Annotated in this window: 16 protein-coding genes and 1 other annotated feature; of the genes, 1 reads left to right on the forward strand and 15 read right to left on the reverse strand. The window is 48.8% G+C overall.

Annotated features, from left to right (window positions below; genetic code table 11):
* Positions 1-101 precede the first annotated feature (101 nt).
* A complete protein-coding gene (locus HP548_RS25545) occupies positions 102-623 on the reverse strand; it encodes a deoxycytidylate deaminase (RefSeq protein ID WP_076288061.1) in 522 nt (173 codons plus the stop codon).
* 96 nt (positions 624-719) lie between these two features.
* Entirely contained in the window at positions 720-1,325 is a 606-nt protein-coding gene (locus HP548_RS25550) for a ComEA family DNA-binding protein (protein WP_246318207.1), read from the reverse strand.
* Positions 1,326-1,511: 186 nt separating this feature from the next.
* Between HP548_RS25550 and comER the strand changes: the two genes are divergently transcribed.
* Entirely contained in the window at positions 1,512-2,357 is an 846-nt protein-coding gene (gene comER, locus HP548_RS25555) for a late competence protein ComER (protein ID WP_064636343.1), read from the forward strand.
* Here the strand turns inward: comER and leuS are convergent.
* The 13 genes from leuS to HP548_RS25620 all read right to left on the reverse strand — a co-directional run bounded on the left by leuS (position 2,338) and on the right by HP548_RS25620 (position 16,196).
* A complete protein-coding gene (leuS, locus tag HP548_RS25560) occupies positions 2,338-4,782 on the reverse strand; it encodes a leucine--tRNA ligase (protein WP_175383180.1) in 2,445 nt (814 codons plus the stop codon). The genes comER and leuS overlap by 20 nt on opposite strands.
* A gap of 71 nt (positions 4,783-4,853) precedes the next feature.
* Positions 4,854-5,120: a binding site (T-box leader), on the reverse strand.
* A 98-nt stretch (positions 5,121-5,218) separates the two neighbouring features.
* Positions 5,219-6,175: a phosphotransferase family protein gene (locus HP548_RS25565; protein WP_175383181.1), complete on the reverse strand. Its 957-nt coding sequence runs from the start codon at positions 6,173-6,175 to the stop codon at positions 5,219-5,221.
* 177 nt (positions 6,176-6,352) lie between these two features.
* Positions 6,353-7,123 carry a class I SAM-dependent DNA methyltransferase gene (locus tag HP548_RS25570; RefSeq protein WP_076288056.1) on the reverse strand — a complete coding sequence of 257 codons (771 nt, stop codon included), beginning with the start codon at positions 7,121-7,123 and terminating at the stop codon, positions 6,353-6,355.
* Positions 7,124-7,262: 139 nt separating this feature from the next.
* Entirely contained in the window at positions 7,263-8,168 is a 906-nt protein-coding gene (locus HP548_RS25575) for a CvfB family protein (RefSeq protein WP_063567272.1), read from the reverse strand.
* Positions 8,165-8,512 (reverse strand): ribosome silencing factor, encoded by a 348-nt coding sequence (gene rsfS, locus HP548_RS25580; RefSeq protein WP_072734522.1) that lies wholly within the window; start codon positions 8,510-8,512, stop codon positions 8,165-8,167. Before rsfS ends, HP548_RS25575 begins: the two co-directional genes overlap by 4 nt.
* 22 nt (positions 8,513-8,534) lie before the next feature.
* A complete protein-coding gene (yqeK, locus tag HP548_RS25585) occupies positions 8,535-9,101 on the reverse strand; it encodes a bis(5'-nucleosyl)-tetraphosphatase (symmetrical) YqeK (protein ID WP_072734523.1) in 567 nt (188 codons plus the stop codon).
* Positions 9,085-9,675 (reverse strand): nicotinate-nucleotide adenylyltransferase, encoded by a 591-nt coding sequence (locus HP548_RS25590; RefSeq protein WP_175383182.1) that lies wholly within the window; start codon positions 9,673-9,675, stop codon positions 9,085-9,087. Before HP548_RS25590 ends, yqeK begins: the two co-directional genes overlap by 17 nt.
* A gap of 15 nt (positions 9,676-9,690) precedes the next feature.
* A complete protein-coding gene (gene yhbY, locus HP548_RS25595; protein WP_063567269.1) occupies positions 9,691-9,984 on the reverse strand; it encodes a ribosome assembly RNA-binding protein YhbY in 294 nt (97 codons plus the stop codon).
* 88 nt (positions 9,985-10,072) lie between these two features.
* Positions 10,073-10,936: a shikimate dehydrogenase gene (aroE, locus tag HP548_RS25600; protein ID WP_175383183.1), complete on the reverse strand. Its 864-nt coding sequence runs from the start codon at positions 10,934-10,936 to the stop codon at positions 10,073-10,075.
* Between the two features lie 41 nt (positions 10,937-10,977).
* Positions 10,978-12,105, reverse strand: coding sequence for a ribosome biogenesis GTPase YqeH (yqeH, locus tag HP548_RS25605; RefSeq protein WP_024628522.1), 1,128 nt, complete (start codon positions 12,103-12,105; stop codon positions 10,978-10,980).
* The gene (locus tag HP548_RS25610) at positions 12,102-12,629 is read right to left on the reverse strand and encodes a YqeG family HAD IIIA-type phosphatase (protein WP_076288052.1); all 528 of its coding nucleotides are present in this window, start codon (positions 12,627-12,629) and stop codon (positions 12,102-12,104) included. The genes yqeH and HP548_RS25610 overlap by 4 nt, the downstream gene beginning before the upstream one ends.
* Positions 12,630-12,738: 109 nt before the next feature.
* Complete coding sequence (locus HP548_RS25615; protein ID WP_175383184.1) at positions 12,739-14,952, reverse strand: transglutaminase TgpA family protein; 2,214 nt, start codon at positions 14,950-14,952, stop codon at positions 12,739-12,741.
* A complete protein-coding gene (locus tag HP548_RS25620) occupies positions 14,949-16,196 on the reverse strand; it encodes a DUF58 domain-containing protein (protein ID WP_099858434.1) in 1,248 nt (415 codons plus the stop codon). The genes HP548_RS25615 and HP548_RS25620 overlap by 4 nt, the downstream gene beginning before the upstream one ends.
* Positions 16,197-16,198: the final 2 nt, after the last annotated feature.

Raw genomic sequence — 16,198 nt, forward strand, 5'->3', positions numbered from 1 at the left:
CTTCCCCTCCTTTGTGTCACCCGTATGAACGCAGAAAAACCCCCGGCAGCTGATACAGCAACCGGAGGTTCTTCCCCGCAAATTTGAATATTATTTTGGTTCTAATCACTTACCGTCATCATCGTCTCACGTGGAGGCTGGTAATTTCCCAGCTGACGAAACGTAATGCCTTTTTGCTTCATCATGTTGGTAACCTTGCCTGTATCCTTGGGATATGGGCGATGAAACACGATTTCTGTAATACCGCTATTCGCGAGCATATTGGAGCAAGTCCAGCAAGGTTCATCCGTGACATATACAGAAGAGCCTTCGCGGTCAATTCGATCGGTGAACAAAAGCAAATTCTGCTCCGCATGAATGGTACGAATGCAACGTTGCTTTTTAACCATTTCCTCCTGACCGTCGGTTACCACCAGCTCGTATTCTTCCGAGATCATGCATCCTGCTTCAGAGCAGTCCGGAACCCCCATGGGCGCACCGTTATAGGCTGTTCCAAGCAGTTTCTTCCCCTGCACAAGTACGGCGCCAACATGGCGGCGTGAACAGCGGGAACGGGTAGAGACCATATATGCGATGTCCATAAAATACGTATCCCAGTCTTTGCGTACGTCTGCTGTGCTCATAACCGTTTCCCTCCCCATCTGATAAAAGTTGAACCCATACCTCTTTCTTATGTCATTTCCAATTCAACTTATATCCTAATATTTAATATTGCGTGATTACCTGATCTGCACATAAGGAGCCATTTTCTCCAGCATCTTCATTCCGATTCCTTTCACTTTGGTCAGATCGCTGACTTTTGTAAAAGGACCATGCGAATTACGATAATCAATAATGGCTTGCGCCTTTTTCTCCCCAATTCCAGGAAGGTCCATAAGCTTCGCTGCCGGAGCTGTATTGACATCAATTTTACCATTGTCGACAGCTTCATTGCTCACCATTGCTTGGTTATTGTCTGTTGAAACAACCGCTGCCTCGGATTTCGTTTGTGTCCCATCAGTAGGAGTATCCGTTTGCTTAACTGCAACTGTCTGATCCACTGCAACTGTCTGATCAACCACTTTCCCTGCTGTGGCATCAACCAGATTAGTCTCTACAGGAGCCTCTGTTGTTGACGGTCTCTGTTCTGCGTCGGAAGCTTTCGTTTGTTCCTGAACCAAAGTAGCCGACTGTACAGCAGGGGTTTCCTGCTCTATCGTCGGCTTCTCGGTGGCGAGCTGCATAGGTTCCCAGCCAGAAGGCGGCTGTTCACTTTTGCCCGACCATAATATTAGTATACATCCGACCACCGCAGCAGCAATGGTCATCCCCTTGTTCCATCTCATCTCTTCCACACCTCTCCCTGGATTCAAAATAAATCTATTCTGAACACGGGCGGTGCTTCCGAACCGTTGGACTTGCCTGGTAAACCAAGCTGTACTATTTTCATGTCATGTGAAGCAGGTCTTGACGCATACACTAGAGGGAAAGAACTGCGCCATTACCGTAAAGCATGAAAGGAGGCCTGAACAATGAAGGTTGGATTTATCGGAACCGGCAGCATGGGCAGCCTGCTGATCTATGCCTTGATTCAATCCGGTGCACTTGAGCCACGGCAGATCGCCGCCAGCAATAGAACCCCTTCCAAAGTACGGCAGTTATCCCTCCGTTACCCCGGTCTGCATGAATCACAGAGCAACCGGGAAACCGTCATCCGCAGCAATATCATCTTTTTGTGCGTGAAGCCACTTGAATTCAAACATGTCATTGACGACATCCTGCCTGTCGTGAATCCCAATCATATAATCGTCTCGATCACCAGTCCCGTGCAGCTGCGCCATCTGGAATCTTCACTTCCTTGCAAAGTCTCCAAAGTTATCCCCAGCGTTACGCACCAGGTCGGCAGCGGAGCGTCCCTGTGTATTCACGGTGAGCGAATGACTACCGAAGACCGCGCTGTGCTGGAAGGGCTGCTCAGTCATATCGGCAGACCCTATCAAGTGGATGAAGCCTGTACCCGGATCACATCCGACTTCTCCAGCTGCGGACCTGCATTCATATCGTTCTTTCTGGAGCAATGGATCGAGAGTGCCGTCAAGCTTACAGGCATCAAACGAGCCGACGCCTGCGCTCTTGCCGGCGAGATGCTCCTGGGAACAGGCAAGCTGCTCACCGAAGGAGGATACACCCCGCAAGAACTTCAGGCTCGCGTGGCTGTACCTGGCGGCATCACCGCACAGGCACTTGCCCTGCTAAAGGTAAGTCTGAATGGTGTTTTTGACAGTCTGATCCAGACGACTCACGACAAATATGATGAAGATTTGTTGAAGCTGGATGAACTATTCAAAACCGGTGAGATTAACCGGCAACAATATTAACGAGTTTGCCTGGAACGGCAATGACCTTGCGAATGGTCTTGCCTTCCAGTGCCTGCTTCACAGGTGCCAGTTCCATTGTAAAGTCCTGCATGCCCTGTGCGTCCAGATCCTTCACGATCGTAGCACGGGTTACAATTTTGCCATTCACTTGAACAACAATCTCCACTTCGGCATCCACCGTCATGGACTCATCATACTCAGGCCAAGCTACATAAGAGATTCCACCTTCATGACCGAGACGGCTCCACAGCTCCTCTGCCATATGCGGTGCCAGCGGTGACAACAGCTGTACAAAGTTCTCCATGGCTTCACGCGGCAGCGTATCTGCTTTGTATGCATCGTTGATGAAGATCATCAGCTGGCTGATCGCTGTGTTGAAACGCAGATGTTCCAGATCCTCTGTAACCTTTTTGATTGTCTTGTGTGCAGTGCGCTTGAACTCATCGGTTCCACCATCGGCTGTGATCTTGTCATGGATTGCACCTGTATCTTCGTTGATGAACAGACGCCATACACGTGACAGGAAGCGATGCATGCCCTCAACCCCGTTAGCGTTCCACGGTTTTGTAGCCTCCAGAGGCCCCATGAACATTTCATACAGACGCAATGTATCTGCACCGAATTCATTAACGATCTCATCCGGGTTAATAACATTACCACGGGATTTACTCATCTTCTCATTGTTGGTTCCCAGGATCATACCTTGGTTGACCAGTTTGTGGAACGGCTCTTTGGTATGCACCACACCCAGATCATACAGCACTTTATGCCAGAAACGAGCGTACAGCAAGTGAAGCACTGCGTGCTCTGCTCCCCCGATGTACAGATCAACCGGCAGCCACTGCTGCTGTTTCTCTTGAGAGATCAGTTCCTTGTCATTGTGCGGATCGATAAAGCGCAGGTAATACCAGCAGCTACCGGCCCATTGTGGCATTGTGTTCGTCTCGCGACGTGCTTTCATTCCCGTTTCCGGATCTACGGTGTTAACCCATTCCGTAACATTCGCCAGTGGTGACTCTCCAGTGCCCGAAGGTTTGATCTGGTCAATATCCGGCAGCAGCAAAGGCAATTGATCTTCCGGCACCGTCTTCATCGTTCCGTCTTCCAGATGCAGAATCGGGATTGGCTCACCCCAGTAACGCTGACGGCTGAACAGCCAATCGCGCAGACGATAGGTGACCTTGCCTTGTCCCTTACCGTTCTCTTCCAACCAGGCGATCATCTTCGCAATCGCTTCTTCGTTGTTCAATCCGTTCAGGAAATCGGAGTTCACATGCGGTCCGTCTCCGGAATACGCTTCTTGTGTCACGTCGCCACCCTGTACAACCTCGATGATGTCCAGACCAAACTGTTTTGCAAACTCCCAGTCACGAGCGTCATGTCCCGGAACGGCCATGATCGCCCCTGTGCCGTATCCAGCCAGAACATAATCGGCGATCCAGATTGGCACCTTCGCTCCATTTACCGGATTGATTGCATAAGTTCCTGTGAACACACCCGTTTTGTCTTTAGCCAAATCGGTACGTTCCAGATCGCTTTTGCGAGCAGCCTGTTCCTGATATGACTTGATTGCTTCACGCTGTTCAGCCGTTGTAATGACTTCCACAAGCTCATGCTCAGGTGCCAATACAGCATAACTTGCGCCAAACAAAGTATCTGCACGTGTCGTAAACACTTTGATGACTTCTTCATGACCCTCAATGGCAAAAGTAACTTCCGCCCCGGTCGATTTGCCGATCCAGTTGCGCTGCATATCCTTGATACTTTCCGACCAGTCCAGCTCTTCCAGGTCTTCCAGCAAACGCTCTGCATATTCCGTAATTCTCAATACCCATTGGCGCATCGGTTTACGAACGACCGGATGTCCACCACGCTCACTCTTGCCATCGATAACTTCTTCGTTCGCCAGTACTGTACCCAAAGCTTCGCACCAGTTCACAGGCACTTCATCTACATAAGCCAGGCCTTTATTGTACAACTGGATGAAGATCCATTGCGTCCATTTGTAATAGTCAGGGTCTGTTGTACTGATCTCACGATCCCAGTCATATGAGAAACCCAGTGATTTGATCTGGCGACGGAAATTGTCAATATTGCGGAATGTAATATCCCGTGGATGCTCACCAGTATCCAATGCATGCTGCTCAGCAGGCAGGCCGAAAGCGTCCCAACCCATTGGATGCAATACATTGAAGCCGCGCATACGTTTGAAACGGGATACGATATCCGTTGCCGTGTATCCTTCCGGGTGACCTACGTGCAGGCCTGAGCCGGATGGATATGGAAACATATCCAGGGCATAGAACTTCGGTTTAGCCGGGTCCTCACCCGTTTTAAACGTTTTGTTGTCATCCCAGTATTGCTGCCAACTTTTCTCCATGTCTTGTGGCTTATAGCCGTGTTTCGGCTGTTGATTCTCACTCATCTATTGTTCCTCCTCTGGTTATTCGCTTTTATTGCAACAAAAAAACCTCAGCATCCCGTAGCGTTTGCAGCGCTAGGGACGAGAGGTTGAATTCCCGTGGTACCACCCTAGTTAGCGGACGATCGTGCTTCGTCATCCACTCCCTTTGGACCTGTAACGGCGGTTAACCGATGCGGATTTCCATTCCTGAACCGGAGTGTTAATGAGTCGGTTGCAAGATGGTGTAATCACCGCATTTCTCCAAGGCGAGTTCGTGAAATACTGTCAACCGACTTGCACCAACCGCCGGCTCTCTGTCATGTACAGGACTCACTACTGATCCTTATCATCGAAATATGTATACGATATGATCGGAAACATTATATAAAAAAACAGCATTAAAGTCAATATTACACTGTCTGTTGAGTATAAGCAATGCCATGCATCAGTATACAAATTAAGACGACTGGAATCGCTTGATTCCTTCTTCTAGGTTATCAATCGACCACTGAATGTGTTCCTTGTTATCGTATTGACGATATGGACACTCGATTCTCAGCGCCAGATCAAAGTACAGATCATATAAACTTCTTCTTCTTCGTTCACTGTCTGTTGTAACTGCTCTACCATAGCCTTTGAGGAATCCCGGTGTATTATTAAAATGACTGAAGTAGTGCTCCATCAGAGGATCTGCCCAAAGAGAACGTTCAAAATCGATAATGGCAGTGATCTGCCCCGCCTCCACAAATACATTCCCATCCCACAAATCCCAATGCACAAGCACAGGCTCTTTGACATCATCCAGCACATCCGATTTTTCTTGAATCAAACGCTCCAGTTCCTCATAACGAATCGAAAATTCCACACCCGCTGCTTTGCTATCTCCCAGCATATCATCCATTAAGCAAAGGAAAGCTTCTCTCCACGTCGTATAATGCGGTTTCTTTGAGGAAAAGTAACCAAACTTCTCTCCTTTAATTTCATTGATTCGACGATTGTGGGCACCCAGCTGCTGCTCTATGGATTCCTGCTCTTCTGCACTGTACTGATCTTTGACTTTGTTATACGGCGTTCCTGGCATGTATTCCATAATAAAATATTCTGCCGGAACCAGGGTGAGCGATGGATCGTAGGCCAATACCCGGGGAACGGGTACATCCTGAAGTTCTGCCACAAGTCGTAGTGCCTCAACCTCAGCAACCATAACTTGCTGTTCACAGCGCATCAGCTTAATGCCATTAGAAGGAGCAATTTTGAGTACAACCTTCTGTCCGTCTTTCTTGGTGATAAAGTAAGCGTGGTTTGCCCAGCCGTCGATCATCTCTTTGTATTCTTGGATACCTGTGTTAAAGTGCTGCTGCACAATTCTGTCTAATTGTTCAGAAGTCAGCCTTGTTTTGTATGTACTTTCCATTCTACATCCCACCCGGAATTAAATTTTCAAGATTCTACTATTTAGAAAACGTTTTCCATCCAACTATTATGGCTTCCTTTAACCCTACTGGCAATAACTTTTATTACATATAAAAAAACAATCTTATAGACAAAGAACTGCCCTTATACATCATAAGGACAGTTCTATATCATACTCCTATTTCACGGCTACATAGAATAGACGCTGTGCGCCTTCTCCCGCCTCTTTCCACTCAAAATCAGCATATACACGTACATCTCTGAAGCCGGCCTTCGTGAGCTCCAGCTTCATCCAGTCCGGATCATACGCGCGCTGAACATGAACCTCTTCAAACCGTTGGTACATATCCTTGCCGCTCTCAGCCACACGTGAAAATATACTTAGATGATGCTCTATCTCACACCGATCTTGATCCATATCACAGGTCCAAATATACGATACGGAGCGTTCGTCCAACACAAATGGTTGCTCTTCTTCGTATCGAATAAGGGTATTCGGATGATGTACATCGAACAGGAATGTGCCCTCCGGCTTTAGCATCTCGTAAGTACGCTGAAAGGTACGAACGACATCCTCTTTTTCAAGCAGATAATTCACGCAATCACAGAACGATATCACCGAGTCCACAGGCTCCGGAACTCTCCAGTCCCGCATATCCTGCTGGACCCAGCGGACACTACCTTCCCGATATAAGCGGTGGCCTTGAGGTGTGGCCTCCATTTTACTGCGCGCAACAGACAACATGTCCGCCGACAGGTCAATACCTGTAACTTCAAAGCCGGAGTTCACCAGTGGGATCGTAATTGAGCCGGTTCCACAGCCCAGTTCAGCCACACTTTTCGGCATGCCATGCCGTTCCCAAGCCGTTCTCGCAAACCTTATCCAGTCCGGATAAGGCATATCCTCCATTAATTCATCGTACACATAGGCAAATTTCCGGTAAGACATGTCAGGCACCGCACTTTCAATTTCATTTTCGAATCTCTTTTGAACAAAAGAAAAAGCAGGGGCGTCCGGAGTTCACCCAGCCTTGCCCTGCCTTTACTTGTGGATTCAAGCGCATACTTGATCCATGAAACCTGTTTGTCTACTTGTCCTCGTTCTGATCCTGAGGTACAGACTCTGTCAGATAGGTCCAGTTTTCCTTTTGAGTTACCAGACCGTCCTTCATCAGTTTGCCCAAGGCCCGTTTGAAAGCGGATTTACTAATACCAAAGCGCTGCTTGATGATGTCCGGCGGGGTTGCATCCGAATACGGCATGCCGCCCGTAGGGCGTTCTTTCATGAAAGCAAGCAGTTTGTCTGCATCTTCGTTGCGACCAACCTCTTTGAGAGGAGACATTGCCAGATTGACACGTCCATCTTCACGGACCATAGTTACCCGGCAGTTTACCTTTTCACCCAGACGCAGCATCCGGTTACGCTCCGAGGAATGGATCATGCCAATGGCTCCAAATCCCAGCACTCCACCTTCAACAAGTACAAACGTACCCATCTGAAGTGTCTTGTACACCGTAGCTTCAACCCATTGATTAACCCATGAGGTTGGCGCATGGAAAGACAATGGTGCAAGCTCACGTTCTCCGGCCAATTTCGCACGCAAACGTCCCTGCTTGTCATGTTCCATAATAACAAAGACTTCATCGCCCACCTGGGGACGCAGCTCTTCCAATTCAGACAGCTCACGAATCGGGAGCAGCAATTGCCGCCCAAGCCCCATCTCGAGGAAACAGCCGAGGCGTGGGTGAATATCAGCCACAACCAGACGTGCCATTTCGCCAAGAGTGAGATATGGTTTTTTCATGGTTGCCGCAAGGCGATCTTCCGTATCAAAGAACAGAAAGACCTCCAGCGTTTCTCCAATTTTCACGTCCCGTGTGAGCTCCGTATAGTGAAGCAGTACATCTTCCGATCCTGTCGTCAAAAAGTAGCCAAATGGAGACACTTCACGTGAAACCGGCAAGTTGACGACTGTTCCTGCGATCAAACTCATACCGTTTCCACCACTTTGGCATCAGACCACAGTCGTTCAATGTTGTAATACTCACGCTCGTCGCGGTGGAAGATATGAACAACCACATCACCCATATCCATCAATACCCAACGTGCCGAATCCATACCTTCGATGCCTTTGATATTCACGCCGGCAGCATGCGCCTGTTTACGAATCTCTGTTGCAATCGCCTGTACCTGAGTATCGGAATTCCCGTGACAGATAACAAAATAGTCCGCTACCAGCGAGATACCAATCAGATCCAGTGCTACAATGTTGGATGCTTTTTTATCGTCAGCGGCCGCAACCGCCATATTCATAAGTTCTTTCGATGATACTGTCATGAACCAACCTCCATAATCTAATCTATAAATGTGCAATCAAGTCATTCCGCGACAACATGGTCAAAGGGTAAATGACACGGCGCTGCGAGATCAACAAGCTGATCGTTGAGTCAAAACCGGCAATTAGACCTTCTTCCAGACTGAGCTCAGCCTGTTCGCGAATATGATTTACTCCCGGGAAGTCTCTTCCCGGTTCAATATAATCCGCAAGACATACCACTTTATCCAGCAGGCTCATGCCCACTCGACCTGAGGTATGCCAGCGAATAGCATTAATAATTTCTTCATCATCAATGCCGTAGTCACGTTTGGCAACAAAAGCACCCACTTCGGAATGCCAGAGCTGCTTGTCATGCTGCAAAAGTTCTTCGTTTAAACCATTATCACGGATGACCGCTTCCATCTCGGATACGGGCCAATACTTGGCCACATCATGCAAGATTGCTGCCAAATCCGCTTTTACAGGATCAGCACCATATTTTTCAGCCAATAACACTGCCGACTCCATGACACCCAGCGTATGCTTCCAACGCTTCTCTGGCATTTGACCGGAAACTGCGCGGATCAGTTCGTCACGGCTTAGTTCCATATAAACCGCTCCTTACAATGTATTGGTGCACCTCATCAGGAATCATGAAACGAACCGAATGACCTTTGGCAAGACGTCTGCGTACGGCTGTCGATGAAATATCGACCAAGGGCATCTCGGCCAGCAGGACCCGATCCTGTAACTCGTCTGGTAGATCATCCAGATGTAACTGGAATCCCGGTCTTCCCACACCGATGAAGGTTAAACGTTCGGCGAGCTCTTCGATCTGCTCCCATTTGGGAAGATAGTTCACCATATCCGCTCCAACAATGAAGTAAAATTCATGCTGCGGATAGCGGCGCCAAAGCTCCTTCATGGTATCAATGGTATAAGACACTCCGCCAAGTTCCATCTCGATACCCACCACCTCATATTGCTGCACACCTTTCACAGCCGCTTCCGTCATATCGAGACGTTGCTGTCCCGAAGCTCCGGCGCCGCGTTTGTGAGGTGGAACATGGGAAGGCATGAACCAGATCTCATCCAGTGCATGCGAATCCCTTGCCGCTTCAGCTGCCAGGAGGTGTCCCATGTGGATCGGATCAAACGTACCACCCATGATACCGATCTTCACCCGCGTCACACTCCCTTATCTAGGTAGTTCGATTTGTTTGTTATCGCGCGATTCTTTGTACAGGATGATTGTGTTACCGATGACTTGTACAAGCTCACTACCCGTTTCACGGGCAACTTCTTCGGCCATCTCTTTTCTGTCCTCGTCATTGTTGTTGAGCACTTGCACTTTCATCAATTCGCGCTTCTCAATCGCATCTTCGATGTGACGGAACAGGTGCTCATTCGTTCCCCCTTTGCCGATTTGAAATACAGGGGTCAGATGATGTGCCTGTGAACGCAAAAAGCGCTTTTGTTTACCGTTTAACATGAATACTCCATACTCCTTATGGTGAGCAAGCCTCAGCAACAGCACAATGACTGTCGGGGCCTGACCGTTCAATTATATTTTTACAATATTAAAAACTGTCTAACACAGCTCGCCGCATCGTCTCCACGGGCGCCGGGATGCCGAGCCAGTGCTCGAAGGCTACCGCACCCTGGTATATAAACATACCAAGACCGCCATGCACAGTACATCCACGCTGCCTTGACTCGCGAAGCAGGCGAGTTTCCAGCGGATTGTAGATAAGGTCGCTTACTGCTGCGCCTGCTCGAATGAGTGCAGGATCAACAGGCACGTCATCTACATGCGGATGCATGCCTGCGGCTGTCGTGTTAATCACGATATCTGCCGAAGCCAGTACCGCAGCAGCATCTTCCATTCCACTACCCGTGATGTCGCCCAGTCCATGAGCCCGCAGATCGGAAGCAAGGGCTACGGCTCTGTCGGCTGTACGGTTAAGAATACTAATCTGTTCAGGCTTTTCCAATGCAAGGGCGTATATCACACCTCTCGCTGCTCCGCCAGCCCCCAGTACAGCGATACGTTTGCCTGCGAGTTCAGGAACAGCTTCTTCCTTCAAGGAACGCACATAACCGATGCCATCCGTATTATACCCGGTCAGCTTGCCTTCTTCATTAACAATGGTGTTCACCGCGCCAATCAGGCGTGCACTTTCATCAATGACATCAAGATACTGCATGACCTGTTCTTTGTGCGGAATGGTTATATTCACACCACGATACCCCAGCGCCACAATGCCTCGAATGGCTGATTCCAGCTGCTCGGGACGAACATGCAGTGGCATATACATTCCATTCACTCCTGCAGCCTGCAGAGCCGCATTATGCATGGCAGGCGATTTGGAATGTGCAATAGGATCACCCATGACGCCAAGCAGGACAGGTAGTGAAGGATTTGTTTTTTTCTGTTCCGACATACTTCCGCCTCCGATCTGATGAAAATGCTACTGTGATTACATTAGATCAAGGATGGGCGGATCAATACACGAATACCTTTTGGAGCATGAACAGCTACAAGGGCCCCATTCTCACCGTTAACCTTAATCCAGCCCAGTCCGGAAATGAATACATCCGACTGACTACCACGTTTGATTCGGAACTCATGTCTGGTCCATTCAGGCATATCTGCTGCATCTTCACGTGTTGGTGGAGACAGCAACTCACCCAGATGGTCACGATACAAGTCGTCTGCACGTTCCAACTTCGTCCGGTGAATATCAAGCGCAGTGCTGATAAAACATGTAAAGGACTGACGATCTCCTTCTACAAAGTCAAAACGAGCCATACCGCCAAAGAACAGCGTCTGACCAGAATTCAATTGGTAAACGGCCGGTTTAAGCGGTTTTTCCGGCATAATGGCAGCCAGATCCTTACGGGATACAATCTCACTGAAACGCCAAGGGTATACAATTCCCGGTGTATCAATAATAGCTTTTCCATCGTCCAGTGGAATATTAACCATATCCAGCGTCGTCCCCGGATAGCGGGATGTTGTGAGTTCCTGCTCGAGATCACTGTAGTCACGAATCAGACGGTTAATCAGTGTGGATTTACCCACATTGGTACCACCAACCACGTATACGTCACGATCTCCGCGATACGTCCCAACAAGCTCAAGCAGTCGGTCGAAGCCCTGATTTTGCTTCGCACTGCACAGAACGACATCTACCGTACGCAAACCTTGTTCTTTGGCCTGTTTCTGCACCCAATTGCGGACCTTGTTCCAGTTGGTTACTTTTGGTAGCAAGTCCGTTTTGTTTACGGCAAGCAATACCGGATTGTTGCCTACAAAACGCTGCAAACCAGAGATGATACTGCCATCAAAGTCAAACAAATCAACGATATGGATGACAAGTGCATCCTTATCCCCGATTTTGCTCAGCAGGGCCAGGAACTCGTCCTGATCCACTGTAACGGATGATGACTCATTGTAATTTTTGATACGGAAACAACGCTGGCAAATGACGGGTTCACGATCCAACGCTTTTTCGGGGATAAATCCTGGTAATTCCGGGTTTTCCGTTTGCAGATGCACTCCGCATCCGCTGCACCTTACGGCAATATTGCCGTTATGCGGTTCTGTCATTTCTTCTTTTCCTCCTCAAGCCATAAGCCTTTCTTGCGCAAACTCGTTAGAGCAATCCGTTCCACGCGCCGATTGAAGCGGGTCATGAAGCCCTCATCTCCGATGGAGATTGGCAACACCAGAACCGTATAAAGTCCCAGTCGATTACCTCCAAAGACATCTGTAAGCATCTGATCGCCTACGACAATCGTTTTTTCAGGAGTTAACTCCATCATTTTCATTGCTCTACGAAACGGAACATTCGATGGTTTGCGTGCACTATGCACAAACTGGATATCCAGTGGCGTCGCAAACAGGGATACACGATTCAAATTGTTATTGGACACAATCATGAGCTGGAAACCAGCCTCTTTGACACGTGCGAACCACTCGATCAGTTCGGGCGTGGCGTCAGGAGCTTTGGCCCCAACGAGTGTATTGTCCAGATCAGTTATAATTCCACGGTAGCCTTGAGCGTATAGCTCTTCCAGATTAATGTCAAAAACCGTGTCTACACGCAGCTTGGGCATTAACATTTCAAACAAAGAAGTCACCTCAGTTTCATACGACACACTATATCACAAATCCGTCTTTCCTGAAAATGCATACAGCGCCTGATGGCATAGGAAAAAAGGAAAAACGGGACGGGCGACATTACGCCCGTTCCGCTTTAAGTTCCTTACGCAGCTTCGAAGCGGTCTGATAGACTGCCTTCCAGTCGTCCGCAGTTACAGACGCTGGACTATAGCGAGTCTGTTCAAACTTCGCTAGAAGTTCATGCAATGTCGCTGCTGCAGCTGGTTTCGCTTGGCTCCAGCGAGTTACCGATTCACGAAGTGTCTCGTCGCCGCTTCGAGTTAACCCTTTGCGCTTCACATATCGAATCCAGCGTTCGGTCTCTGCCACTACCTTTTGTTCAGGCGTTAGCGGTCCACCTGTCCGCAGACGAAGCACGAAGAATCGAAGCGAGAGGCGGTTTCGCCAGAACATATAAGCCACCCACAATACGATGATGGCTCCCGCAGCCCAGATTACAAAAGTCGGGATGCTGGATGAAGCCTGTTCAGGCGCAGGAGTCTGCTCTTCCTCTTTTACCGGTTCCTCTTCAGGTTGTTCTTCAGGCTCATCTACAGGCTGTACATCTGGTTGTTCCGTGAGCAGCGGCATGTCAAAGCCTGGCGTCGCTTCAACCGGAATCCAGCCATACTCGCCAAAATAAACTTCAGCCCAAGAATGTGCATCTGCATTCGTTACAGTATAAGTCGTCTCGATCTCGGCCCCAGGTTGGCGAGGGGCCTGCATATCTGAATTCAGCGACAGCTGTCCAGGTGCGTACCCTTTCACCCAACGAGCAGGAATCCCTTCAGAGCGCGCCATCATAACCAGCGCAGTCGAGAAATAATCACAATACCCTTCACGAATGTCAAATAAAAATCCTTCTACAAAATCACTGCTTACTTTTCGGGATAAATCCGGATTGTTTGTGTAATCAAAATTTTGTTGTAAATAGTTTTGTAGTAATGCCACTTTTTCATACGGCGTATTTGCTGATGCTGTAATTTCAGCGGCCAGGTCCGTCACCCGATCAGGGAATCTGGATGGCAGCTGCAGGTACATATCGTCTGCCGGGTTGCTCGTATACAGATCATCAAAAGATTTGGTACGGAGTTCATCTTCCACAATAACTGGCGCTTCGGATACAATCGTATACGTCTTCGGATATTGCGGTTGCTGACGGTCTGTTACGACATGAAGTTCTGCCTGCTCCGGATTCCATAACATCCGGTCCGAATTCGCTTCACCATTGACAGATGTGACTTCCGAGATGGAATAGGCTCCAAAGAGGATCGGATACACGTTATCATTCAACATCGTCACTTTCTGAGTGACTTGCTTGGTGGTTACATTTCCGGGTTCATCATTCTCCAGAGCTTGTCCCGCTTCAACATCCTCTGTCGCACCTCGTCCGCGATCATCCCAACCTGTTCCCGTATACTCTGCCCGCGTCTCACCGCGCCAGTAACTGCGCTCATTGGTAGTGACGGACATGACAGGTGTATAGTCGAAGTTGAATCCTCCGCCAAGCTGGTTGTCTTCCCTGCTGTATCCTGACTCGGTAGCTGTCGGAATGTCCAGTGTTCCGTTGCCTGTCTGACTCCCCGAACTTCCGGTGTAGTTACGCCACGCGGTATAAGGATCAGTAAGGGTAGGAGGGACTTCCGGCATATTCACACTGGCTACGATAATCAGAGAGAATATGATTGCAATGTTCGCCAGAATTTTATAGGGATGTCGGATAATTCGCTTCCACCCTTGTGGATATTGCAGTTGGAAATTACGGAAGTGCTGACATACCAGCCATCCCATTCCTGCAAACATAACCCAGGCGATTTCAATCCAGAGTGGAAACTGGGTAAAAGAGTCCAGAATTCCCATCGAGATAATGTTAATGCCCAGAAAAACGAGAATTCGGCGCGTTGTAGTCACCAGACGCAGGGCAGCTTCAAGCATCACCCACGCGCACAGGGAGAACCAGATGTAAGGTTTCAGGTGCAGCACAAATTGCTCTGTACGCTCCATTAACGTGCCGTAAGGAATATAAACCGTGTAATCAATTAATGTCTTATGCAAAATATATACAAGGACAATCGCCTTGATTATGGTTCGAATCATTATTTTGAAAGGCAGAATAACTTCCAGAATACTGACCGCAGCGAGCGTCCACAGTACCAATGAAGTGGTCTCGGTATACCAGGATTCCTGTGTAAATGATATCCACTGCATGCCAATCAGGAAAATCCAGAGCAACGAAGCTGCATGATACCAGGATCTTCTCCCCAATGTCAGCTCTTGGCCTTTAGTACTCATACACTACCTCCCCCCATAACCGTTGGAAGCTCCTGCAAATGGGAAACGGTAAAGGATCTTGTGCCTCTTCCACGCAGCATCGCATTCCACTCGGAACTCCGGCGGGAATCAGTGGGTTCAATCAGAATATGACAAGGAGTCATCCCCCGTGTGTCAGCCCATCTGAGCAGTTCGAGAACTTTTTCATCTTTCTGGGGAGATATCACTACAAAATACGCGCCTTGAGGAAACTGACGTGACATCTTCTCGACACCTGGCAGCAGCCGATTCTCCTGGCCGTTATATTGGATATCTACCAGATGATGAATCATCTTCTGCCGTTCCATCGGACTTTCACTGGGAGCAAAAAATGATGTCTTCTCCGACAGTGTCAGCAGCCCCATACCCATTCGTTCTCTTGTACCATATTCCAGCAGCGAAGCAGCCGTGGACACAGCCAGTTCAAAGGCCTCACCATGTTCATAGCTGCCTGACAGCGCATCCAGCACCAGAATCGTTTTCGGTACTGACTCATGTTCAAATTCCTTGGACTTCCACGTTCCCGTCTTAGCCGTTGCATTCCAGTGAATGCGGGAAAGGCGATCCCCATAAACGTAGTCACGCACGCCGTTAATCTGGGTCGTTTCCCTGCGTGAGCGAGTCAAGGCTGTCTGTGGACCAGATAACCGTGATTTGCGGTCATACAGCTGCCAGTACGGTATAAATACCGTCCGCGGCAGCACCCGGAATTCGCCTTTAGCTTTGAACGTTCCCCGATGCTCGATCAGACCAAAGATATCCTCGCTGGCACATTCCGTTTCGGAAAAGACATACTTTCCTCGCTCCAGCGGTGGGGTCTGAAATGACAATTCACCATACCCTCGCATGCTGGGAATGAGGCTTTCTTTGAAAGACCAGGATTCGCCGTTATGCCGATGCAACATTTCGCGCACAACCACATATGGAAGGGGTAAAAATCCCGGGATGTTCAGACTTAACTTTACCTGTACCTGATCACCCGCATGCAGCAGCTCTTCATGATCCTGACCAGAAGAGAGCTTGCGCACGCCATGAGTACGCCGTACACCGCTAAAACCAGCAATTGCAAGGTAAATACACAGTAGAGTCACCATCGACAGCAACATCAGGGAGGTCTTCCCTCCCTGGAATAAAACATAAGCCAAACAGCACATCCACACCGCCGCGATGCTCCATACGCGGGGGTGGCGTATTCCCCTTCTGAATGTACTCAAAAGCGGCTTCATCA

The sequence above is a fragment of the Paenibacillus taichungensis genome (assembly GCF_013359905.1).
Lineage (GTDB): Bacteria > Bacillota > Bacilli > Paenibacillales > Paenibacillaceae > Paenibacillus > Paenibacillus taichungensis.

Bases quoted from the DNA above. Each gene is read 5' to 3' on its own strand.
- HP548_RS25545 (WP_076288061.1), bottom strand. From the start codon at position 623: ATGAGCACAGCAGACGTACGCAAAGACTGGGATACGTATTTTATGGAC.
- HP548_RS25550 (WP_246318207.1), bottom strand. From the start codon at position 1,325: ATGAGATGGAACAAGGGGATGACCATTGCTGCTGCGGTGGTCGGATGT.
- comER (WP_064636343.1), top strand. From the start codon at position 1,512: ATGAAGGTTGGATTTATCGGAACCGGCAGCATGGGCAGCCTGCTGATC.
- leuS (WP_175383180.1), bottom strand. From the start codon at position 4,782: ATGAGTGAGAATCAACAGCCGAAACACGGCTATAAGCCACAAGACATG.
- HP548_RS25565 (WP_175383181.1), bottom strand. From the start codon at position 6,175: ATGGAAAGTACATACAAAACAAGGCTGACTTCTGAACAATTAGACAGA.
- HP548_RS25570 (WP_076288056.1), bottom strand. From the start codon at position 7,123: ATGTCTTACCGGAAATTTGCCTATGTGTACGATGAATTAATGGAGGAT.
- HP548_RS25575 (WP_063567272.1), bottom strand. From the start codon at position 8,168: ATGAGTTTGATCGCAGGAACAGTCGTCAACTTGCCGGTTTCACGTGAA.
- rsfS (WP_072734522.1), bottom strand. From the start codon at position 8,512: ATGACAGTATCATCGAAAGAACTTATGAATATGGCGGTTGCGGCCGCT.
- yqeK (WP_072734523.1), bottom strand. From the start codon at position 9,101: ATGGAACTAAGCCGTGACGAACTGATCCGCGCAGTTTCCGGTCAAATG.
- yhbY (WP_063567269.1), bottom strand. From the start codon at position 9,984: ATGTTAAACGGTAAACAAAAGCGCTTTTTGCGTTCACAGGCACATCAT.
- aroE (WP_175383183.1), bottom strand. From the start codon at position 10,936: ATGTCGGAACAGAAAAAAACAAATCCTTCACTACCTGTCCTGCTTGGC.
- yqeH (WP_024628522.1), bottom strand. From the start codon at position 12,105: ATGACAGAACCGCATAACGGCAATATTGCCGTAAGGTGCAGCGGATGC.
- HP548_RS25615 (WP_175383184.1), bottom strand. From the start codon at position 14,952: ATGAGTACTAAAGGCCAAGAGCTGACATTGGGGAGAAGATCCTGGTAT.
- HP548_RS25620 (WP_099858434.1), bottom strand. From the start codon at position 16,196: ATGAAGCCGCTTTTGAGTACATTCAGAAGGGGAATACGCCACCCCCGC.